Here is a 22284-nt window from a genome sequence, read left to right as displayed (position 1 = left end):
TCGGTCCAAGCCGAGCAACACCCTGGAGACGCACGGCAGATGAGCATCACAAGCCACCGACCCGACGTCTCCTCCGGTGGCGGCCTGCCCTTCCGGCTGGTCGCCACCGACCTCGACGGCACGCTGCTGAACTCGGCGGAGACCGTCTCGGACCGCACCCGTGCCGCCCTGGCCGCCACCGTGGCCGCCGGGGCGCTGCACATCATCGTCACCGGCCGCTCGGCCACCTGGGCCCGCCCGGTCTTCGACGAGATCGGCTACACCGGCCTGGCGGTCTGCGGGCAGGGAGCCCAGGTGTACGACGCGGGCGTGCACCGGCTGCTCACCTCCGTCACCCTGGACCGCCGGCTCGCCGCGCTGGCCCTCGGCAAGATCGAGGCCGAGACCGGCCCGCTGGCGGTCGCCGCCAACCAGGACGGCCTGGACGGCTCCGTGCTGGCCGGCCCCGGGTACGAACTGCAGATCGGCTCCGACCTGCCGATCGTCCAGGTGGACAGCTCCGAACTCCTCACCACCCCGCTCAGCAAGCTCTACATCCAGCACCCCCGGCTGACCGACGACGACCTGGCGCACGTCGCCCGGCAGGTGGCGGGCGATCTGGTCGGCGTCACGATGGCCGGCCCGGGCATCGTCGAACTGCTCCCGCTCGGCCTGAGCAAGGCCACCGGCCTCGCCGTCGCCGCCCACCGCCTGGGCGTCAAGGCCGCCGGGACCATCGCCTTCGGCGACATGCCGAACGACGTCCCGATGTTCGCCTGGGCCGCCCACGGCGTGGCCATGGCCAACGCCCACGAGCAACTGCTCGCCGTCGCGGCCGAGGTCACCGCGGGCAACGACGAGGACGGCGTGGCCGTCGTGCTCGAGCGGCTCTTCCCGGCGGCCTGAGGCGACTCAGGGGCTCCGCCGGTAGGTGCACCCATCAGAATTGGGCATCCCAGGGGTGCGGGGAACTGCGCGAAGCGGGAGGCTGCGGGCCGTTGCCTGCCGGTTTCGCGCAGTTCCCCGCGCCCCTGTTGTGGCTGATCAGTTGCCTACCGTCAGCCGTACGAGACGTTGGCGCACGGGTCGTCGTCGGCCGAGCGGGCTCCGCTGCTGATGCTGCTGGGGAGCGGCCCGGGGGCGGCGGAGGCGCCGCCCGAGGCTGCGCCGTTCGCGGCGGCGAAGTCCTTGCCGAGCACCAGGCTGACGCCGGCCCGCGAGCTCGCCTCCAGGGTGGCTCCGGGGAAGAGCGACGCGACGGTCTGCGCCGCCGCCTTCTCGCCCGGGCCGTACTGGACGACCGTGGTGGCATGGTTCTGCGCGGAGGCGTTGGCCACCGTGGTCACGGTGAACTTCGACGCCTTGAGCGCGGTCACGGCCTTGGCGGTGAGGCCCGCGGTCGTGGTGCCGTTGTAGACGCCGACCCGGATGCCCGAGCCCTTCACCGTGGCCGGCGCGACCGAACTCGGCGCCTCGGACGGCGTCGGGGCGGCGTCGGACGGCGCGGCGCTCGCGCCGGCCCCGCTGGCGTCCTGGCCGTCCAGCGTCCGGTCGGCCTTCAGTGCGGCCCAGAGCTGGTCGGCCTCGGGCAGCAGGGCGACCCGGGGGCCGTCGTAGCGCCACGGCGTGGTGATGAACTTGATGTCGTGCAGGTCGATGTCCTTCAGCGACAGGGCGAAGGACATCAGCTTGGCCGCCGAGCCCAGGCCCTCGTCGACGATCAGCGACTTGGTCGCGGCGTCCGCCAGCGGGAGCAGGGTGGTCGGGTTCATGCCCTTGCCCTTGACGTCCTTGATCAGCGCGGACAGGAAGGCCTGCTGGCGCTTCATCCGGCCGATGTCCGAGCCGTCGCCGACACCGTGCCGCAGCCGCACGTAGTCGAGCGCAGCCTGGCCGGACACCTTCTGCTCGCCCTTGGGGAAGACCTGCTTGCCCTTGCGGCCGAGGTTGGGGTTGAGGTCGCCCTCGTAGATGGCGTTCGGCAGACAGACGTCCACGCCGCCTATCGCGCTGGTCATCGAGGCGAAGCCCTGGAAGTTGACCACGATGGTGTGGTCGACGCGCAGGTTGGTGAGCTTCTCGACGGTGTTCTGGGTACAGGCCGGGTTGCCCGCGTCGGTGTCGCCGACCGAGAAGGCGGAGTTGAACATGACGCTCGCCTCGGCCTTGGTCCACTTGCCGTTGGGCAGCTTGCAGGCCGGGCGCGGGACCAGCGCGTCGCGGGGGAAGGAGACGCCCACCGCGTGCTTGTGGTCGGCATAGATGTGCAACAGGATCGTGGTGTCGGAGCGCGCACCGGCGTCCTCGCCGCCGCCCAGGTCGGCGTTGTTGCCGCCGCGCGAGTCGGAGCCGATCAGCAGCACGTTGACCGGGGTGTGGCCGTTGGCGTCGGGCGAGGAGGCCGCGGGGCGGTCCTTGCTGAGGCCGTCGTCGCCGAAGGTGCTGATGTTGCCGTTGAGCTTCCAGTAGACGGCGCCGCCGGCTGCGGCGATCAGGGCCAGGGTGGAGGCCGTCACCCAGGCGACGACCTTCTTCTTGCTGCGCTTCTTCTTGCCCCGCCCGGCCGCCCTGGCCGCCGCCCGGCCACCCTCGACCGGCGCACCGCGACCTGCGGCGCGCCCCTGGGCCCGTCTGGCCTCGGCGCGGCCGCCGGGCCTCGGCGTGTCCTCCTCCGGGCGTCGGCGTGGCGGCACCCTCGGCTCGTACGAGTCCTGGTAGGAATTCCCGTGCGAGGCGTCGTCACGGTAAGGGGCGTCGTCGCGCCACCATCCGGCGTCGTGGTCGGACGACCCCGCCCTCTGGCCTGACATACGTACACCCTCCACCAGCCGGCAGGAACAACAGCCTTCAGCGCTCGCTCCAGGCCGGCTGTCTCAGGCACAGACGCGTAGAGCTTCTGCGGAGCATATAAAGGCAACATTTCAGAGTCACGACCTGGGCTCCTACTTGCACGATCGCCCAAGAACCGACACGACTCAGTCGTCGAAGACGTCCTCGAAGGCGTCCTCGAAGACCTCCTCCACTACCTCGTCCATGAACTCCTCGACGACCATGCCGCCGACGAAGCCCACCGCGGCACCGGCCACGCCCGCTGCGACGGCCCCGCCGAAGCCGCCGCGCCCGCCTCCGTGCGAGACGCCGTGCCCGCTCGCGTGCTTGGAGGACCGGTGGGCGATCGCCTCCTGGAGCCAGCCGTCGACCACGGCGGTGAGGTCCTGCTCGGCCGCCGCGTGGTCCAGGACGTGCGTGTTGACCGTGTCGCCTCCGTGGCGGTCCAGCTCCAGGACCACCTCGACCCGGCTCGCGGAGGCCAGGAAGGTCAGCTCCACGGAGCCCAGCTGGTGCGCGTACTGCGGTGCCGCGGCGAACTCGATCTCCTGGTAGAACGGCAGGCTCTGCCCGGTGCCCCGGATGTGCCCGGCCTCCAGGTCGGCGCTGCGGAACCGGAAGCCGAGCGCTGCGAAGGCCTCCAGGACCCGCCGCTGCACCGGGAGCGGCTCGACCCCGAGCGGATCGGCATCCCCCTTGTCGCGGGCACCGCTGATCTCCACCTCGGTCCGCACCCCGAGCGCCATCCCCGACAGGTTCCGGCCCGCGACGGCGGTCACCGGCGTCTCGTACGGCGCCGGGACGGAGAACGGGATCGAGCGCTGCTCGCCGGGGGCCAGCCGCAGCGGCGCCGTCACGGCGTAGCGGGCGAAGGCCGACAGCCCGTCGCTCTCGCCCTCCTCGTGCTCGATCTCGACCCGGGCCACCAGCGTCAGGGTGATACCCGAGATGTCCGCCTCCTGGCTGCCGCCGGTCAGATTGACCTGGCCCTGGATCAGACCGCCCGGCTGGACGACGGGCGTGGACAGGACGGTGTCGACGGCGGGGCCGCCGACACCGAGGGCACCCAGCAGCTTCTTGAACACCATGCGGCGGTACTCCAGTGGCAGAGAAAGGAGAGGAAGACGGCGAACGGAGAAACGCGAGCTACGGCAGAGCGGTTCCCGGCACCGGTGACGGTTCTTACGCGGGCACAGCCGGAGGGGCAGTTGTAGGATGACCGGGCAAGCAGTTGTAGGATGACCGACATCGATCGCGAACCGATCGCCATGGATCCGGAGGGAGCACCCGTGAGCAGCACGCACGAAGGCCTGCAGGCTGCCGGTCGGCGCTCCCTGGTGGATGTGACGATCGAGCAGCTGCGCGAGCAGCTCGGGGCCGGCGCCTGGCCGGTCGGCGGGCGGATTCCCACCGAGCACGAGCTGGCCGAGCGGCTGCAGGTCGGCCGGAACACCGTGCGTGAGGCGATCCGGGTGCTGGTGCACGCGGGGATGCTGGTGTCACGGCAGGGCGAGGGGACGTTCGTCCGGAGCACCAGCGACCCGGCCTCGGTGCTGCGCGGCGTGCAGCGCTCCGGCGTACGGGACGTGCTGGAGGTCCGGGCGGCCCTGGAGGCCGAGGCGGCCCGGCTGGCCGCCGTGCGGCACACGCCCGAGGACATCGCCCGGATGCGGGCCGCACTGGCCCGTGAGGCCGAGATCATCGCGGCGCACCCCGAGCGGACCGGCCGGGAGGCCACCGTCGAGCACGACCTGGAGTTCCACACCGCCGTGGTCGAGGCCGCGCACAACCCGGCCCTCACCGAGGTCTACCGCTACTTCGGCGCGTCGGTGCGCGAGTCGATGCGGACGGCCTTCGGCGACCACGAGATGCCCGAGGTGGTCGTGGCCACCCATGAGGCGCTGGTGGACGCGATCGAGAGCGGCGACCCGGAGCGGGCCGAGGCCGCGTGTCGCCGGCTGCTCGCGGAGCCGACGGCCGCCGTGGAGCAGCTGCTCGCCACCATCGCGGCGCGGAAGTAACGCGGCACGGACATCGTCCGGCTCGCCGCCCCCGCCCGCCCCTTCGTCGAAGTCCTGCCCGGAGAGAACCACGCCATGACGGTCACCCGTGCCCAGCAGCCGGTCGTCACCCCAGTCGTCCGTATCCGCTCCAAGCTCGCCCACCCCGCACTGCTGCTGACCGGCATCCTGCTGGTCGCGCTGAACATGCGGGCCTGCCTGGCCGCCATCTCGCCGATGGTCGGCGAGATCCAGCGGACCTTCGGGCTCTCGTCCACCGCCAGCGGCCTGATCACCACCGTCCCGGTGCTGTTCCAGGGCCTCGGCGCTCCGCTCACTCCGCGGCTCACCCGGCGCTTCGGCGCCGAGCGGGTGGTGCTCGGCGCGGTGCTGGTCCTGGGTGCGGGTGTGCTGCTGCGGGTGCTGCCCTCGGTCGGCACGCTGTACGCGGGGTGCGTGGTGATCGGCGTCGCGATCGCCGTACTGAACGTCTCGATGCCCGGCCTGGTGAAGCGCGAGTTCCCGGACCGCGCCGCGACCATGACCGGTGTCTACTCGACCACCATGCTGGTCGGCGCGACGCTGGCGGCGGGTGTGTCGGTGCCGCTGGAGAAGGCACTCGGCGGTGGCTGGGAGGCCTCGCTCGGCGCCTGGTCGCTGCTGGCCCTGGTGGCAGCCGTGGCCTGGCTCCCCCAGGTGCTGACCGCCCGTCAGGAGAAGGGCGCCCGTCAGGAGAAGGGCGCCCGTCAGGAGAATTCCGCGGTGGCCGCCGCTCCGGTGGGCAGGCCCGTCGAGGGGATCTGGCGCTCGGCGCTGGCCTGGCAGATCAGCCTGTTCATGGGCATCTCCTCGCTGCTCGTCTACACCCTGGTGGCCTGGATGCCGACGATCCTGGCCGACCACGGCATGGACCGCAGCGAGGCGGGCCTGGTCTTCGCGTTCAGCAACCTGGTCCAGGTGGCCGGCGCCTTCCTGGTGCCGCTCGCGGCGGGCCGGATGACCCGTCAGCGCGGACTGGCGGTCTCGATGGCCGTGCTGAACGCCGCCGGGATCACCGGCCTGCTGCTCGCCCCCGTCTCCGGCGCCTGGGTCTCGGCCGCCGTGCTCGGCATCGCCCAGGGCGGCTCGCTGGGCCTCGCGCTGGCGTTCATCGTGCTGCGCACCGGCAGCGCGGCGGGCGCGGCCCAGCTCGGCGGGATGACCCAGGCCATCGGCTACCTGGTGGCCGCGGCCGGCCCGGTCGGCGCGGGCGCGTTGCACGAGCTGACGGGTGCCTGGAACCTGCCGCTGGCACTGCTGCTCGCACTCGCCGGGGTGGCCGCCGTGGCGGGCTGGGGCGCGGGACGCGACCGTACGCTCTGACTGCCTGCCCTGTCCGGCTACTCCTCGGACGCCAGGGTGAGCCCCGCCAGCTTCACGGAGGCGAAGGCGGTGGCGGCGATGGTGACCAGGATCAGCAGCGGGACGGCCGCACGGAGCGCGACCGAGGCGGAGATGGCGCCGTCCGCCGCGACCGACTCGGCCACCGAGAGGCCCCACTGCTGCACGCTGAGGGTCTTGGCACCCTTCACGAAGTTGCCGATCAGGCTCTCCCAGACCAGCGCGTACGCCAGCCCGGCCACCACCGCGTGCCGGGTGACCACGCCGAGCAGCAGGAACAGTGCGCTGTACGCGGCCCCCGCGACCAGCGTGCCCAGGGTGTAGGCGACCGCGAGGTTGTCCTGCGTCCCGTAGATGATCAGGCCGGCCAGCAGGGTCGGGACGGCGGCGAAGGCCCAGGTGGTGACGACGGCCACCGCCAGCTTGGTGGTGATGATCTTCCAGCGCGGCAGCGGCTTGGCCAGCAGGTAGACGATCGAGCCGTCGTCGATCTCGGTGGCGATCACGCCCGTCCCGACCACCAGGCCGAGGATCGGCACCAGGGTGCCGAGCGAGAGCTGGCCGAGGATGCTGACGGCCAGGTCGTGCTTGTCGGCGGCGGAGCTCCGCGCGATGACGGAGATCAGCAGCAGCAGCGCGGGGACGACCAGCAGCAGGATGCCGCGGCGGCGCCCCAGCAGGCCGCGTACGGTCAGCCTGGCGACGGTCACCGACACTAGAGGTCGCAGCACGGTTGGAGCCCTTTCAGGAGGCGACTAGGTAGGAGAAGACGCTCTCCAGCGACTCGTCGGCCGGGGAGACGGTGTAGAGGCGGATGCCGGCCTCCTTGGCGACCTTCGGCAGCAGGGTGGTGAAGCCCTGGAAGTTGATCGCCTGGATGCGCAGGGCCTTCTCCTGCCAGTCCAGCTCGATGCCTGCCGTCGAGCCGTCGGCGATCAGCGCGGCGGCCAGCCGCCGGTCGTCGCTGGAGCGGACCAGGTAGCGGTGCGGACGGTCGGTCATCAGCCGGCGGATCTTGCGGAAGTCGCCGGAGGCGGCGTGCCGGCCGGCCACGATGACCTCGATGTGCCGGGCCAGCTGCTCGACCTCCTCCAGGATGTGCGAGGAGAAGAGCACCGTGCGCCCGTCGGCCCCGAAGCGCCGCAGCAGCTCCATCAGATGCAGGCGCTGGCGCGGGTCCATCCCGTTGAACGGCTCGTCCAGCAGCAGCACGGACGGCTCGTGCACGAGCGCCGAGGCCATCTTGACCCGCTGCTTCATGCCCTTGGAGTACGTGCCGGTCTTCCGCTCCTGCGCGTACTCCATCTCGACCAGCGCGAGGGCCCGCTTGGCGGCGGCGCCCGGGTCGGCGAGGCCGTGCAGCTCGGCGTTGGCCAGCACGAACTCCCGGCCCGTCAGGTAGTCGTACATCGACTCCCGCTCGGGGACGAGCCCGATCTGCCGGTACACCTCCTGGTTGCGCCAGATCGGCGCGCCGTCCAGGGTGACCGAGCCGGCGGACGGGGCGAGGAAGCCGCTCATCATGTGGATGAGGGTGGACTTTCCCGCGCCGTTCGGCCCGAGCAGGCCGGTGATGCCGGGGCCGATCGTCATCGAGATGTCGTTGACGGCGACCACGTTGCCGAACCAGCGGGAGACCTTGTCGATGGTGATGACAGCCATGACGACCTCTCAGATCTTCCGGTAGCGGCGGTCGATGAACCAGTACGAGGCCGCGGTGATGACGACGATCTCGGCCGCGAAGACCACGGCGGCGAGAGCGCTCGGCGCGTGGATCACGTTCGGGTCGGTGACCAGTCCGCAGACCTTGTTGACGAAGCCGTCGACCAGCATCGAGGGGGAGATGACCGCGGCCCAGTTGGCCGACTCGGACAGCTCCTGGTGCATACCGCCGTTGAGGCCGTAGATGATCCCGGCCAGGATGTTGCTGATCACCAGCACACCCATGATCGCGGCGACCCCGAAGCCCCGGCGCGGGGTGCTCGCGGCGATCAGCAGGCCGATCGCGGAGTACAGCACCGCGTAGAGCAGGGCGGCGAACAGCCCGTAGAGGAAGTGCCCGGTGTTGTGCCCCAGGCCCTGCCCGGCAAGGATCGAGCCGACGTAGAGCACCAGCAGCGGCACCACCATGATGATCAGCATCGCGCTGACCATCGCGGCGAACTTGGCCCGGACGTAGTCGCCCCGGGTGATGGGGCGGGAGAAGTACAGCGGCACGGTGTTGTGGCGCAGGTCGCGGGAGAGCAGCACCGGCGCCTGGGCGGCCAGGAAGATCTGCATCAGCAGGCCGACGGTGTTGAGGAACTGCGGGTAGTCCACGGCCAGCGTGTCGGCCTGGTTGATGATGGCGATGACCACAACCATCACGGCCACCAGCACCGGCAGCGTCAGCATCAGCATCGGCAGCACCTTGGACTTGCCGGAGCGGCCGAGGCCGTACGCGGCCCGCAGGCTCTGCACGAAGAGCGAGCGGGTGGCGTACGAGCGGCCGAGGCGCGGGCCGTCGTAGCCCCGGTAGCCGATGTTGTGGATGACCCCGCTGTCGGCGGCCGTCCTGGTCTCGGCCGTCCTGGTCTCAGGAGGCAAGGACATCTGCGGTACCCCCCGTCCGGTCGGTGTCGTTGATGGCATCGGTGTCGTCGGTGAAGATCTCGGCGACGCGGTGCCGGCGCTGCTCCAGCCGCACCAGGCCCAGCCCCAGGTCGGCGACGGTGTCGCGGACCGTGTCGTACGTGTCCTCGTCCCGTATCTCGACGAGGAGAACGCGGGAACCGTCCGGCTGGACGGTCAGCCCGGCGGCGGTGAGCCGCTCGCGGACGGCCGCGTCGGCGTCGAGCGAGAGATCCTCGGGGTGGTCGGTGACCTCGACGGCGAGCAGCTGGGTGACCTCGGTGAACGAGGCGGTCGAGGAGGAGCGCAGCAGACGGCCGCCGTCGATGACGACCAGGTGGTCGCAGGTGCGCTCCAGCTCACCCAGGAGGTGGGTGGTGACCAGCACGGAGATGCCGAAGTCGGTGTACACCCGGCGGATCAGCGCGAGCATGTCGTCCCGGCCGACCGGGTCGAGGCCGTTGGTCGGCTCGTCCAGCAGCACCAACTGCGGGTCGTGGACGAGCGCCTGGGCGAGCTTGACCCGCTGCTTCATGCCGGTGGAGTACCCGCCCATCGGGCGGTAGCGCTCCTCGTACAGGCCGACGTGGCGCAGGGTGTCGGCGGTCCGCTCACGGGCGGCGGCGGCCGGAAGACCGGCCATCCGGGCCATGTGCACCACGAACTCGGTGGCGGAGACGTCCGGTGGGAGGCAGTCGTGCTCGGGCATGTAGCCGACGCGCTCGCGGATGGCCGGGCCCTCGGTGGCGATGTCCAGGCCGAGGACCCGGCCGGTGCCGGAGGTGGCGGGTGCGAGCCCGAGCAGGATCTTGATGAGAGTGGACTTGCCCGCCCCGTTCGCCCCCACCAGGCCGACCACCCCCGGCTGCACCTCTACGGTGAGCTGGTCGAGGGCGGTGACCCGGGGGAACCTCTTGGTGAGGCCGTCCGTCTTGATGACAGTGGACACGTTCATCAACCTAGTGCCCACCGGCCCTGGCGGGTATGAGCTGGGATGAGGAAGCCCGCCTGCGTCTTTGGGATGACGCGGACGGGCCGATCCCCTAGGGGACAGGGGATCGGCCCGCGTGCCGCACGGCGTCAGTGCAGCATGTTGTTCTGAAGGATCGTCACCTGGCGGAACGCCTGCACGGGCACGCCCTGCGGGTTGGTCATGACGACCGCCGCAGCGATGTCACTGGCCTGCACGTACGCCACCCTGCCGACCGGCTCGTTCTTGCTGCCTGCGGTCGTCTTGGTGAAGGCGGTGCTCGATGTGCTGTCGACCGACGGAGCGATGCTGAGGTAGGCGTACTCCAGGCCGGGGACATCCTTGAGATCGCCCTGGTTCATCTTCAGGTAGAACGCGCCGGCCTCGACCGCGGAGCCGAAACGCAGCAGCCAGATCTCGGTGCGGGTACCGTCCGGGGTCGTCCAGACCCGCTTGGTGGCCGCGCGGCATGCGTTCTCGGCCAGCAGCGCGTTGAACTTCGCCGGATCCTTGTCACGGGCGGCGTAGCCGGTGCAGGGCACCCAGTCGGCCGCGTCAGCGGCGGCGGCCGTCGCGGTCGGGGCCGCGGTCGCGCTCGCGCTCGCCGAGCTGGACGGTGCCGGGGAGGCTGCCGCGCTCGCGGCGGAGACCGTCGCCCCCTTGGGCGGGGTCAGCAGAAGCTGCCGCAGATCCGCGTAGTGCCGTCCGTCGGTGCCGCTCGCATGCGGGGCGGGCTTGCCCGAGGGCAACGGAGGGAGCGTCAGCTGCGGGAAGGCGTAGCGTCCGTCGTTCGGTGTCTCCAGGCCGGGGATCTTCGTCCGCTCGGGGGCGGTCACGGCCACGGCTGCGGCGGTGCCCGAGAGCAGCAGGATCAGCGCGGCGGCACCCCAGCGCAGCAGGGCCGCGCGACGGGGCTTCCGGGCCTCCTCGGAGCTGAGCACCTCGGCGGACACGGCCCAGGCGTCGCCGACCGGCGGTGCGGCGGCCGTGGTCGGCAGCGCCCACGGATCTGCGGGTGCCGTCGGCTCGATCGACCCGATCGGCTCGGTCGGTTCGGTCGGTTCGGTGGTCTCGGTGGTGTCGGTCATGCGGACGCTCCTGGGCGGGCCAGCCGGTCGAGCTGCTGGTTGAAGATGGTCACGGCCTTGTCCTTGGGCAGCGGAGCGATGCCCTCCACCTGCATCTCCACCCGGATGTCGCCCTCGGCCGCCGAGCAGATCAGGCTGTCGACCTTCTGGCCCGGCTGGGCGTGCGGCAGGTAGCAGTGCGCCTCGTCGTGGCCCGGGATCTGCGGGCCCAGCCGGAACAGTCCGGAGTCCGAACCCAGCGCGCCCACCCAGGCGTTGTCGGCCTTGACCGCGTCCTGGTGGTACTGCAGCAGCCAGATCGTCACCACGAAGCCACGGTCGTCGGTGACGACACTGCGGACCCCGCCGCCCTTCAGCCGCCACTCCTGCCAGTCCTTGCGCAGCGCGTCCTGCAGCTTCGGCGGCAGACCACGGATCGAGTCCTCGATCCAGGCCTTGCGCTGCTCCTCCGTCAGCTCGGTGTCGTTGCCGTACGCGCCGGCGTCGGGCCCGAGCTTGTAGCCGGTCGGCACCGGGATCAGCAGATCGCGCATCGATCCGAAGTGGGTGCCGTTGGACTTCGCACCGAACGCCGGGCTCGCGGAGGCGGTGGCGGTGGGTGCGGGAGCGGCGGCCGGGGCCGGGTCGTCGTACTCGGTCTTGATGATGCCGACGCCGATGACCACGCCGAGGAGGGCCGCCGCGACCACTGCGGCACCTGCGCGCACGGCAAGCCCGGGCGTCCTGCGGGGCTCGCCGACCGGCGCTGGCACGGCCTCGGTCGCGGGCGCGGGGATCGTCTCGGCGGTCGCCTGGGCCGGGACCACTACCTCGGGCGCGGGCACGGCCACGGTCGCGGGCACGGCCTTCGTCGTGTCCACGGCGTCGGTCGGGTTCACTGCGGTCTCACTCATACCAGCCGCTCCCACTGACGCTTGGCGATGTCCTTGAGTTCATCGGCATTGACCTGGCTCGGGGAGTAGACGCTGATCCGCATCACGACATCGCCTCGCCGTGCCATGGCAAGGCCGTAGTAGTACTTCTCGGTGGTCTCGTCGTACGTCCACTGCTGGGACGGTGTGCTGTAGAAACCGCTGGCCGTACCGTCCAGGGGCTTCGGGTCCCCGGTGGAGTTCACGGACGCGGACACCGCCGACGAGGCGTGGTCGGAGTCGTACTGGATGAGCTCGACCCGGTAGTGGGTCTCGCCCTTGCTCCACGAGACGATCGCGTCGCGGCGGAAGCCCGCGGAGAGGAAGTTCTTGAACATCTTGTCGGAGCCGCCGTACGACAGCGCCTTCTCGCCGATGCTGAGCCAGCCGGAGCCGTCGCCGCGGCCGTAGTTGTCCCAGTCGGTGGCATCGCCGGGCTTGCTGATCAGCAGCTTGCGCAGGTCACCGTCGATGTTGAGCGGCTTGGGCGCGGCGTCGGCCACGACCTTCGGGTCCAGCACCGTGGCGGGGTACTTCGGCGGGTCCACCTTGAGCGAGGGAAGCGCCGTCGGGGGTCGCCCGGCCTGGATGGCGTAGCCGGTGGCAGCTCCGACCAGCGGGCCCAGCAGCAGCGCACCGACCAGCAGCAGCGCGGTGCGGGGGCGGCGGCGGGCGGCCGGCTCGTTCGACAGTTCGTCGGACTCCTCCGACGGCTCGGCCGCGGCGGTCTCGGCGGTCTCTACAGGCTCTGTGGGCTGTGTGGGCTCTGCGGGCTCGGGTTGCTGAGGCTCGGGAGCCGGTGGCTCCGCGGTCTCGGTGGTCAAGGTGTGCTCCAGTGCAGGTGCAGGTGCAGGTGCAGGTGCGGACTCGGACTCTGCGGGGGACGGGACCGGCTCGGTGGCCGGCTGAGGCTCAGCCACCGGAGCCCAGCCGATCGCGCTGACGCTTCATCGCGTCGATCAGTGCGGCCTTGTCCGGCGTGCCCTTCACGTACACCGTGACCTGGTACTCGATGTCGCCGACGAAGGAGACGCCGATCATCTTCCCGGTCCAGGCCTCCTGCTCGGGCTTCAGCATGATGCCCTTGGCGCCGTCGTCACCGTCGATGTCGAAGGTGTCGCCCTTCTTGAACGACATGCCGGAGGCGAACTCCTTCGCCATCTGACGGGACTTGAAGCGCAGCAGCCGGACCAGCACCTCCTGCCGGCCGTCCGCCGTGCGGTAGCGCCGCTCGGCCGCGTCGTCCCGGTAGCCGTACGAGTCGAGGATGCTCTCCATCTCGTCGGCGTTGCTGAAGTCGGCCGCCACCTCCTTCATGCTCAGCGAGACACCGTCCGCGGAGCCGTAGGACTCGGCGCCGGCCGGCATCGGGAGCAGGAAGTAGCGGATGTCGCCGCCGTGCGTGCTGCCGTCGACGGTGCCGTGCACGGTGCTGCTCGGCGTCGGGACCGGCGTGGGCTTCGGTGCGGCACTGGGGCTCGCGGAGGCACTGGGCGAGGCGGACGGGCTCGCGCTCGCGGACGGTGCGGGCGCGGCCGCGACGGTACGCGGCTTCGCGTCCGGCTTGCCGACCGCGACGGTCACGGCGGCGCTGGTCGCGGTCACCGCGAGCAGCCCGGCGGCGGCCAGCGCGACGGCCAGGGCACGCGGCAGCTTGCGCGGGGCGGCAGGCGTCTCCGCTGTCACCGCCACGGTCTCGGGTGCCACAGTCTCAGCTGCCGCTGCGTCAGGCGTCACGTCGTCGCCGACGACGACGGCGTCGGACACGGCGGTGTCAGCGGCGACATCAGCGACGGCAGCAGCAGCAGCGTCGGGCGCCTTCGCCGGAACCGGCTCAGCCGCCGGCGGCGCCGCCGCCTCGGGAACGTCGGACGGCGCGTTTTCGGGCGCGGACAAGGGACTCCCCCCAGAACGAATGGATTGTGCCGCGCGCAGCCCCCGTACCGGGCCGCCCCCATTCGCCCCCGCCAAAGCCGACCGTCACGCGTGTCAGCTGGCATTATGAGAGTCCTCAGGTCCCACTAACAACACACTTATCTGCGACAGTCCGCACAATGATCGACCAATCGGACACGTCGTGATCGAACCGCAACTGGACGGGCCCACGCCGGGGCCGCCCAGTCGGGACCGGCCGGGACCAGCGCTTACGCGCCGATCGCCGCCAGCACCTCCGCCGCCGCTCGCGCACCCTCCGAGGCGCCGCCCTCCATGTATCCCTGGAAGTCGTACGAGGTGTGCTCGCCCGCGAAGTGCAGGTTGCCCTGCGCGGTGCCCTCGTAGCCCGCGTAGCTGGTGAGGTAGCCGACCGGCCAGCAGGAGTACGCCCCGTACGAGTACGGGTTGAGGTGCCAGGCGGACAGCGTGGCGCGGCCGTTCCAGGCGGCGCCGGTGCCGGGCCAGAGCCGGTCGATCTGGCTCAGGTACGTGGCGACCAGGTTGCGGGTGTAGCTGGTCGACGCGTCCGTGAAGGCGCTGGGCGGGGTGAGGCCGCGCGCCGGGCTGCCTCCGCCGTACTGGACCAGGATGCCGTTGCCGCCCGGTTGTCCCTTGGTCACGTCCCAGGCCTGCTGGAACGGCAGGTCGGAGAAGCACTCACCGCTGGACACCCCCGGCCAGGGGCCGGTGCCGGTCCAGGGGCGGCTGGTGAACTGCATGTTGAGCTTGGTGCAGTAGCCCATGGTCATGTGGCTCAGCACCCCGCGCATCATCGGGTCGAGGCCGGCCCGCGAGAAGTCGATCCGCTGCTGCAGGATCGGCAGCGGCACGGCGAGGATGGTGTGGTCGGCCGTGACGGTGCGGATGCCGCCGCCGTCCAGGTCGAAGGTGAGCGTCTGCGTACCGTCGGCGTTGCGGGTCACCGCCTTCAGGGTGTGCCCCTGCTGGACGGTGCCCGCCGGGAGGGCGGCCGCGACGGCGTGCGGGAGCTGGTCGTTGCCGCCGGTGATGTGGTACCTCTCGTCGCTCCCGCCCCAGATGTTGAAGCTGCCCGGGTTGGCCTGCCAGCTGAGCATCAGCAGCAGCGCGTACGAGGACTGGGCCGTCGTGTCGGCGCCGTACTCGACCGCGTAGGCGACGTCCAGCAGGGCGCCGAGCTTGCTCGAAACACCGCCGGGCACCCGGGAGTTGATCCAGCCCCGGACGGACAGGTTGTCGAGGGCGACGGCGGCGTCGTTGTGGCTGTTCCAGGTCGGGCCCGAGCCGCCCGCCTGGATGTCGTTCTTGATCAGCTGCCAGATCGCCTTGAAGTCGGCGTCGGCTGTGGCGCGCGGGTAGTAGCCGCCCTGGAAGTGCAGGATCTGCTCGGCGTCGGAGCCGGTGGAATGCCGCACCGAGGTGGTGCCGAGCCCGAAGCGCTGACAGAGCTGGAGGATCGTGTGGTGGCCGGTGTCCACCAACTCGCCGCCGTACTCGGAGACTTGCCCCTGTTCCCAGAGCCCGGGGGTGGACGGGCTGCCGCCGGAGTACATCCGGCCGCCGATCCGGGAGGGGTTCGCCTCGTAGACCGTGGCGGCAACTCCCTTGTCCGCCAGAGTGAGTGCTGCGTTGAGGCCGGAGATTCCGGCGCCGATGACGGCGATTCTCGGCATCGGGCCGGTGTACCTCTGTTCCACGGCCGTGGCGGCCCGGGCCTTCGGGACGGCGCCGAGTCCGGCCACGCCCAGTCCGAGCGCGGCCGCGCGGGCGAGCAGCGCACGGCGGGACGGTCCGTCCGGCTCGGCGCGGGCCTCGTCGCGGAGTCCTCGGTACTCGTCGGCGGGCAGCCGCAGCCGGTCGGCGGCGGCCTGGTCGGCGAAGAACTTCTTGATCTGCCAGGCGTGTTGCGAGCGGGCCATGTGGGGGGATCCCTTCGCGAGTGGGGGTCGGGTCGCTCGGTCAGACGGTGACGGGAGCTGCTTCGTCGGTACGCTCCTGGGCGTCCTCGACGATCAGGCGCCCCATCACCTCGTACTTCTGCGGGTGTCTGGCACGCATGTACAGGGCCAGGGCGATCCCGCCGGCGAAAACCGCGCCGACGATCCACGGGATCAGCTTGAAGAAGAAGATCTCCGAGGCTGCTCCGGCCGCCGTGTCCAGGTTGACCACCAGCAGCACGATCGCCGCCAGCATCCCGAGCCCGCCGAGCAGCGGCGCCGTGAACGTCCGGAACCAGTGCCGGGATTCGGGGTGGTGGCGGCGGAAGTACACGATCACCGAGAAGGAGCAGAGGGTCTGCACCACCAGCAGCGCCAGCGTGCCGAGGATGGCGGTGAGCGTGTAGAGGCTGACGTACGGGTCCTGCCCGGCCGCCCAGAAGCCGCCGACGATGGCCAGCGCAACGGCGGTCTGGGTGAACGAGGCGATGTGCGGGGAGCCGTGCCGGGGGTGGGTGCGGCCGAGCGCCGGGTGCAGGAAGCCCTCGCGGCCGATCGCGTAGAGGTAGCGGGAGGCGCACTGGTGGAAGGCCATGCCGCAGGCGAACGCGCTGGTGCACATCAGCCACTGGAAGGCGGTGACGGCCCAGTGGCCGAGGTAGGTCTGGGCCGGGGCGAGGAAGAGATCGAGCGGGCTGCTGCCGGTGGCGATGCCGAGCGAGTCGGCCGGGCCGTTGCCCGACAGCACCATCCAGCTGACGAAGGTGTACAGGACCCCGAGGGCGAGCACCGCGAGCAGCGTCGCACGCGGGATGATCCGCTTGGGGTTGCGGGACTCCTCGCCGTACATCGCCGTGGACTCGAAGCCGATCCACGACCAGAAGCAGAAGAACAGGCCGACACCGGCGTTGACGCCCGCGAACGCACCGGTGGGATTGAGCGTGCCGACGTGCAGCCCGCCCGGACCGCCGCCGTGGACCAGCACCGAGCCCGCGAGCAGCACCAGCATCACCACCTCGCCGGCCAGGAAGACGCCCAGCACCTTCGACGCGACCTCCAGGTCGAAGTAGGAGAGCACGGCGGTCACCGCAAGCATCGCCAGCGCGTAGACCTGCCACGACCAGTGGATGCCGAACTGGGCGGCGAAGGTCTGCTCCGCGAAGTACGCGAAGATGCCGACGATGGAGGCTTCGAACACCACGTACGCCAGCACGGCCAGCAGGCCGGAGGCCATGCCGACCACCCGGCCGAGGCCGTGCGAGACGAAGCCGTAGAACGCACCGGCGGTGGTGATGTGCCTGGCCATCGCGACGTACCCGATGGTGAAGACGGTCAGCACCACGGTGACGAAGAGGAAGCCGGCCGGGGCATGGACGCCGTTGCCGCCGCCGACGATCACCGGCAGGTTTCCGGTCATCGCGGTGATCGGCGCGGCCGTCGCCAGAGCCATGAAGATCACCCCGGCCAGTCCGACCGAATTCGCCTTCAGGCGTTGCACGTTGGGTGGATCCTGGGTGGCGGTGGTGTCCTCGACAGCTGACATGGGCTACTCCCTCGGAGGCGCGCGCACGGACTTCGGCAGCTCCGCCATCGCGGAGTCGGGCCCAGTGTGTGGGGGGTGAGCCGTCGACGGGCATGAGCATCGTGTAGCCGTGACTGTTAAAGGATTGACGTCATGTCACGCTGCGTCGGCCGGTGCGAATGGCTATACGCGCCAGCGGTCTTTGACGCCGATTGGTCTAGGCCTCACTGTGAACGCGCCCGGGGGCCCACCCACTGTCCGGAGGCGTAGATGCGTGTTCTGCTCGACAGGCTCAGATCGTTCAGCTGTACGGCCGCCCTGCTGGCCGCCGCCCTCATCCCGTCCGTACCGCCCGCCGCCGCCGCGGCGCCGGCCCCGCTCCAGGTGTACGGCGCCTGGCAGTGCAGCGACGACGCCTGCACCTGGGGAACCGTCCGCGACATGGCCGACTTCGACCACAACAACCACTGGCTGATCGACCGGGGCAAGGCCGCCCCTCCGTCAACCTGGTGGTGCTCAGCTTCGTCCAGCCGCTCAAGCTGCTGAACGCCACCACCGACAGCCGGACCACGAACGGCGTGCCGATCGGCATGAACTCCGCCGTGGTCGACTACTTCACCAGCCACGGCGTCCGGGTGATGCTCTCGATCGGCGGCATCACGTGCACCGACGCCTGGAACACCGCGCTCGCCCAGAACGCGACCCTGCTCGGGCAGCGGGCCGGTGCCCTCGCCTCACAGCTGGGCGTCGGCATCAAGATCAACTACGAGCAGAGCGCCGGTCCCAACCTCACCGGCCTGCAGGCGTTCATCGACGCCTACCGTGCCGCCCACCCGTACGACGTCTCGGGCACCGACCCGACGGCCCGGCTCACCATCGACGTCGCGGCCGGCGACCGCTGGCTGATCGCCCTCGACCAGTACGCCACCGCCCACTGGCTCACCACCGGCGCGCCCGTGGGCCGTGTGTTGAACGGCGCTCAGGATGTCGCTGTCACCGCCGGGATCGACTACTGGGTCACGTTCGCCCCCGCGGCGAAGGCCGACGGCGCCGTGGACTTCTCCCGCTGGGGGGCGTGGGAGGAATCGGTTGCCTGCCTGGAAGCGCGGGGCTTGACCGACCGCGAGGACTTCGCGCTCGACCTCATCGGCGCCGGCAGGCCGATTCCGGCGCAAGGCCTGATGTTCCTTGGGTGGTTCACCGAGAAGGCCATGACGGAGGTCGACGACATCCTCGTGAGAGTCCGCGTGACCGACCGGGTCGGCGACACACACGAGCGCGTGATCGCCCTGATGAAGGGCGCGATTCGCTCCCCACAGCACCCGGACCCCCCGCCCTTCTGATGCTCGCGCTGCGCATGCCCACCCGGGAGACGGCTGTGGTGCCGGCCCCCGGAGGGTCCGGCACCACAGTGCGTCGGAGTAGCGCGCGGGTCAGCCCGCGGTGACCGTGAGGACCAGCGGGCCGCCCGGGACGGCGGGCTTGCCGGGCATGCCGTAGTAGCTGACGAGACCTGCGGCGTTGCTGAGGGAGAACCCGACGGTGTAGCTGCCGACGGCGAGGCCGTAGGGAACGTAGAGGGAGACGTTGACCTTGCCGTCGGGAGTCTGGGAGGTCCCACCGCTGCTCTGGCCCACGACGACACCGGAGCTGTTGTAGAGGTAGGAGCTGTCGCCGTTGACCGGCGCCACCCCCGGCTCCACCTGGACGGTGGCGAGGAACGAACGGTTGCCGATCTGGCTCTGCGCGATGGTGGTGACGTTGAGCTCTGCCGACTTCACGACCGGCGCGGTGGTGACGGGAATGCTGGCCACCGACAGGGCGGGGTCGGGCGCGTTGAAGTCCGTACCGTAGAGGGCCAGATCACCGGCCCCGTCCCGCACGACGACGCCGGTGACCTTGCACTTGGACGCGCCGTTGGAGGCCCGGTAGAGGGTCGCGGACACCGAGTAGCTGCCGTCCGCCTCCTGGACGGGTGTGGCCGAGGTCTGGCGGCAGTATCCGCCCATGGTGCTGAAGAGCACCTCGACCGAGCTGACGCCGCCCCGGGCACCGGACACCCGCATCCCGACCTTGAACGGGGCGTCCTGCCCCCAGTTGTTGAGCTGGGTGGAGGACACGCTGAACCGGTCGGCGCTGACGACACCGTTCGAGGTCAGGGTGATCGGCTTCTCGTTCAGACCGGTGAAGGTCTTGGTCAGCCCGGCGTTGTTGGTCAGCGCGACCTTCGAGACGCTCCACGTCCCGGCCGGGGCATCACCGGGAAAGTTCACGTAGGTGTCGCAGGTCGCGTAGTTGATGTCGTGCTGGCACGGCCACCACTGCTGGGCCTGGAAGTTCTGCTCCTCGAAGGAGGCACGCAGCGTCCGACCGCCCGGCCCGGTGACTTCGATCGAGCCTCGCCAGATACCGGACTGCGCGTCATGCATGTTGAGCCGGTAGTTCAGTGAGGCGGCGACGCCGTTGTACAAGTACGGCTTGTCGCTGACCGGGGTGAAAACGTCCATGCTGTCGTAGCTGGGCGTCGCGTTCGCGACCTGCTCGGTGGCGGTCAGCACGTTGCCGTCCGAGGTGAGCGCGGAGCCGGCCAGCAGGAGCTGCTCCTGGGAGCCGATGTCGACGGCGGACACCTGGGAGACCACCCACTTGGCGCTCGCCGCGCCCGCGTACTGCGGCACGACGAACTGGTACGAGTAGCTGGAGCTCGCCGCGTCGCCACCGAGATAGGCGGCTCCGTTGTAGAGGCTCTGGCCTTGCAGGAACTCGACCACGCGGCTCTGGCCGACGTAGCTGTCCGGGGAGTCGCCCTGCTGGCGGATCACGATCGAGCCGGCGATCTGCCGCGCGGCCGGGTCCGAGTCGGTGACCGTCCACTTGACGTCGACGGTGGCACCGCCGGCCGAGGCGTCCACGGTCTTGGCGTCGAAGCTCAACGCCGACAGGCCCAGGTGCTCGCCCGAGATGTAGTAGCCGAAGACGTCGGCGACGACGTCGGTGTCGCCGAGGAAGTTGAAGAAGTCGACCTTGCCGTCGGCACCGACCGGCACGGTGACCAGGTTCGGGACGGTCTGCCCTGCCGTGAAGTTCAGGTTCGAGGCAGTCGGACGGGACTGACCGTGCGGAAACACCGTCAGGAACCCACCGGCCGTCGGCCTCGTCGCCGTGACGTTCAGCGTCACCGCGCGAGCCCCCGCCGGAATCCCCGAGACACCACCGACGGTGAGGCTGATGGTCCTGCCCTGACCGACAGGCGCCTTGACCCCACCCGTCCCAACGCCCTCACGGGTGTCCAGCAGCCGGGTCGGTGCGTCCAGCTTCCGGAAGACGCCACCGGTCTGCGGGGCATCCGCCAGGTAGTACCCGGCGAGGTCGGCGATGACGTCGGTGTCGCCGAGGAAGTTGAAGAAGTCGACCTTGCCGTCGGTGCCGACCGGCACGGTGACCAGGTTCGGGACGGTCTGCCCTGCCGTGAAGTTCAGGTTCGAGGCAGTCGGACGGGACTGGCCGTGCGGAAACACCGTCAGGAACCCACCGGCCGTCGGCTTCGTCGCCGTGACGTTCAGCGTCACCGCGCGAGCCCCCGCCGGAATCCCCGAGACACCACCGACGGTGAGGCTGATGGTCCTGCCCTGACCGACAGGCGCCTTGACCCCACCCGTCCCAACGCCCTCACGGGTGTCCAGCAGCCGGGTCGGGCCGTTGGCCACGTACGTGGTCGCGGCCTTGTCGACGGTGTAGTACCCGGCAAGGTCGGCGATGACGTCGGCGGTACCGAACGCGTTGAACAGCGCCACCTTGCCGTCGGTACCGACGGGCACGGTGACCAGGTTCGGGATGGTCTGCCCCGCCGTGAAGTTCAGGTTCGAGGTGGCGGGACGGCCTCCGCCCCACGGATACACCGAGAGGTAGCCGCCCGCGCTGGGCTTGGTCACCGTCACGTTGAGGACGACGGCCGTGGGCTTGACGGAGGGGTTGCCCGAGACCCCGGAGACGTCCAACACCAGCGGGACCTGCCCGATCGGCGCAACGACCCCGTCCGTCCCGATGCCGTAGCGGGTGTCCAGCAGCCGGGTCGGCCCGGACGGGACGAACCCACCGGCCAGGTTCGGCTGGCCGGGCAGCGCCGACCGCGGCTGTACGCCGGCCGTCGGGCCCGGCTTTGCTGCGGAAGCGGGCTTCGCCGCGGGAGCGGTCTTCACCGCCGGCTCCGTCTTCGCCACCGCAGCCGTGGCCCCGGAGGCCACCAGCGCCGTCACCAGGGTGGTGACCGTCACCCAGCGCCGCGCGCCCCCTCCAGGAGCCGTTCTTCCTGCAAACACGCTTCTCCCCCCTCATTCCCCAAGGCTGACTCCCCGTGGAGCGGTGCCGCCCCATTGATCAGCCGGGACATTGAAGCAGAACCAGGTTGCCGGGCCGGTGGAATTTCTCCTGCACCGGCCACCGGGCAGGCGAGGGTAGGCGCGGGCAGGACCCAACCGGCGCTCGGGCTGTCGCCCGGGGCGACGTCGGACTGGTCCTCACCGCTCGGCGCGGGTCGTCTGCCTCTCCCGTAGGACGGCTGCGATCCGCAGGCACCAGTCCCGGTGCTCCCGCTCGAAGGACAGGCCTCGAAGGCAGGTCAGGTACGGCCCGATCCGCTCGCCTCGGCGTAGGAACTCCTCCTCGTCCGCATCGCCGCGCAGCTGCCGCAGCAGCTTGCCGAGAAGCTCGACCTTCGCCTCGGCTGCGGACGCCCGCTCCTCGAGCTGTTCGATCACCGGCTCGGTGCCGATGCGGTCGGCGGCCTGGACCTTGACGAGCAGATCGTCGCGGATGAACGAGGGCTTCGACGCGGCTGCGGCGAACTTCTCCAGCTCGGCGCGGCCGGCGTCGGTGACATGGAACAGACGCTTGTTCGGCCGGGTCTCCTGGACCACCTGCCGGCCCGCCACCAGCCCTTCCTTCTCCAGCTTGGCCAGCTCGGCGTACAGCTGCTGGGGCAGGGCGTGCCAGAAGTTCGCGACGCCGACGTCGAATGCCTTCGCCAGCTGGTAGCCGCTGTACTCGCCGTCCAGGAGCGCCGCCAGCACGGCATGTCGCAAGGCCATCGAAGCAGCCCCTTCCCTTTCCTCGTCCGCCACTGCATCATACTCAAGAAAATGACT

At 70.6% G+C, this 22284-nt stretch carries 19 protein-coding genes; 5 read left to right on the top strand and 14 right to left on the bottom strand.

Features of this window, described 5'->3' with window-relative positions:
- Positions 1 to 39 precede the first annotated feature (39 nt).
- Positions 40 to 885: an HAD family hydrolase gene (locus tag FB465_RS18945; RefSeq protein WP_145792190.1), complete on the top strand. Its 846-nt coding sequence runs from the start codon at positions 40 to 42 to the stop codon at positions 883 to 885.
- Positions 886 to 1037: 152 nt separating this feature from the next.
- Here the strand turns inward: FB465_RS18945 and FB465_RS18940 are convergent, their stop codons facing one another.
- Together FB465_RS18940 and FB465_RS18935 are read right to left on the bottom strand one after the other, a co-directional pair.
- Positions 1038 to 2789 (bottom strand): LCP family protein, encoded by a 1752-nt coding sequence (locus FB465_RS18940; protein WP_145792187.1) that lies wholly within the window; start codon positions 2787 to 2789, stop codon positions 1038 to 1040.
- Positions 2790 to 2954: 165 nt separating this feature from the next.
- Positions 2955 to 3896 carry a sporulation protein gene (locus FB465_RS18935; RefSeq protein ID WP_145792186.1) on the bottom strand — a complete coding sequence of 314 codons (942 nt, stop codon included), beginning with the start codon at positions 3894 to 3896 and terminating at the stop codon, positions 2955 to 2957.
- A gap of 201 nt (positions 3897 to 4097) precedes the next feature.
- On the opposite strand from FB465_RS18935, the gene FB465_RS18930 reads away from it, so the two are divergent.
- The gene (locus FB465_RS18930) at positions 4098 to 4829 is read left to right on the top strand and encodes a FadR/GntR family transcriptional regulator (RefSeq protein WP_246192721.1); all 732 of its coding nucleotides are present in this window, start codon (positions 4098 to 4100) and stop codon (positions 4827 to 4829) included.
- 75 nt (positions 4830 to 4904) lie between these two features.
- Positions 4905 to 6170 (top strand): CynX/NimT family MFS transporter, encoded by a 1266-nt coding sequence (locus FB465_RS18925; RefSeq protein WP_145792184.1) that lies wholly within the window; start codon positions 4905 to 4907, stop codon positions 6168 to 6170.
- Between the two features lie 17 nt (positions 6171 to 6187).
- Here the strand turns inward: FB465_RS18925 and FB465_RS18920 are convergent, their stop codons facing one another.
- The 10 genes from FB465_RS18920 to FB465_RS18875 all read right to left on the bottom strand — a co-directional run bounded on the left by FB465_RS18920 (position 6188) and on the right by FB465_RS18875 (position 17161).
- Positions 6188 to 6916: an ABC transporter permease gene (locus FB465_RS18920; RefSeq protein WP_425461252.1), complete on the bottom strand. Its 729-nt coding sequence runs from the start codon at positions 6914 to 6916 to the stop codon at positions 6188 to 6190.
- A 16-nt stretch (positions 6917 to 6932) separates the two neighbouring features.
- Positions 6933 to 7850: an ABC transporter ATP-binding protein gene (locus FB465_RS18915; RefSeq protein WP_145792182.1), complete on the bottom strand. Its 918-nt coding sequence runs from the start codon at positions 7848 to 7850 to the stop codon at positions 6933 to 6935.
- A 9-nt stretch (positions 7851 to 7859) separates the two neighbouring features.
- A complete protein-coding gene (locus FB465_RS18910) occupies positions 7860 to 8780 on the bottom strand; it encodes an ABC transporter permease (protein WP_145792180.1) in 921 nt (306 codons plus the stop codon).
- On the bottom strand, positions 8764 to 9753 hold the full coding sequence (locus FB465_RS18905) for an ABC transporter ATP-binding protein (protein WP_145792179.1): 990 nt from the start codon (positions 9751 to 9753) through the stop codon (positions 8764 to 8766). The genes FB465_RS18910 and FB465_RS18905 overlap by 17 nt, the downstream gene beginning before the upstream one ends.
- A gap of 125 nt (positions 9754 to 9878) precedes the next feature.
- A complete protein-coding gene (locus FB465_RS18900) occupies positions 9879 to 10856 on the bottom strand; it encodes a hypothetical protein (protein ID WP_170290634.1) in 978 nt (325 codons plus the stop codon).
- On the bottom strand, positions 10853 to 11749 hold the full coding sequence (locus tag FB465_RS18895; RefSeq protein ID WP_145792175.1) for a hypothetical protein: 897 nt from the start codon (positions 11747 to 11749) through the stop codon (positions 10853 to 10855). The genes FB465_RS18900 and FB465_RS18895 overlap by 4 nt, the downstream gene beginning before the upstream one ends.
- Positions 11746 to 12591, bottom strand: a complete 846-nt coding sequence (locus tag FB465_RS18890; protein ID WP_145792173.1) for a hypothetical protein — start codon at positions 12589 to 12591, stop codon at positions 11746 to 11748. Before FB465_RS18890 ends, FB465_RS18895 begins: the two co-directional genes overlap by 4 nt.
- Positions 12592 to 12679: 88 nt before the next feature.
- The gene (locus FB465_RS18885; protein ID WP_145792171.1) at positions 12680 to 13663 is read right to left on the bottom strand and encodes a hypothetical protein; all 984 of its coding nucleotides are present in this window, start codon (positions 13661 to 13663) and stop codon (positions 12680 to 12682) included.
- Positions 13664 to 13911: 248 nt separating this feature from the next.
- Complete coding sequence (locus FB465_RS18880; RefSeq protein ID WP_145792169.1) at positions 13912 to 15600, bottom strand: flavin monoamine oxidase family protein; 1689 nt, start codon at positions 15598 to 15600, stop codon at positions 13912 to 13914.
- Between the two features lie 40 nt (positions 15601 to 15640).
- Positions 15641 to 17161, bottom strand: coding sequence for an APC family permease (locus FB465_RS18875; protein WP_145792168.1), 1521 nt, complete (start codon positions 17159 to 17161; stop codon positions 15641 to 15643).
- Between the two features lie 249 nt (positions 17162 to 17410).
- On the opposite strand from FB465_RS18875, the gene FB465_RS36335 reads away from it, so the two are divergent.
- Together FB465_RS36335 and FB465_RS36330 are read left to right on the top strand one after the other, a co-directional pair.
- Positions 17411 to 17686 carry a hypothetical protein gene (locus FB465_RS36335; protein WP_211785819.1) on the top strand — a complete coding sequence of 92 codons (276 nt, stop codon included), beginning with the start codon at positions 17411 to 17413 and terminating at the stop codon, positions 17684 to 17686.
- Positions 17650 to 18483, top strand: coding sequence for a hypothetical protein (locus FB465_RS36330; RefSeq protein WP_211785818.1), 834 nt, complete (start codon positions 17650 to 17652; stop codon positions 18481 to 18483). Before FB465_RS36335 ends, FB465_RS36330 begins: the two co-directional genes overlap by 37 nt.
- 90 nt (positions 18484 to 18573) lie before the next feature.
- On the opposite strand, the gene FB465_RS18865 is transcribed toward FB465_RS36330, so the two are convergent.
- Positions 18574 to 21414: a hypothetical protein gene (locus FB465_RS18865; protein ID WP_145792167.1), complete on the bottom strand. Its 2841-nt coding sequence runs from the start codon at positions 21412 to 21414 to the stop codon at positions 18574 to 18576.
- 243 nt (positions 21415 to 21657) lie between these two features.
- Positions 21658 to 22227 (bottom strand): PadR family transcriptional regulator, encoded by a 570-nt coding sequence (locus FB465_RS18860; protein WP_145792166.1) that lies wholly within the window; start codon positions 22225 to 22227, stop codon positions 21658 to 21660.
- Between the last annotated feature and the right edge of the window lie 57 nt (positions 22228 to 22284).

This window comes from Kitasatospora atroaurantiaca, from assembly GCF_007828955.1.
GTDB classification, from domain to species: Bacteria; Actinomycetota; Actinomycetes; order Streptomycetales; family Streptomycetaceae; genus Kitasatospora; species Kitasatospora atroaurantiaca.
Note: the sequence above shows the minus strand (reverse complement) of the source record. Positions and strands in the feature narration are given on the sequence as shown.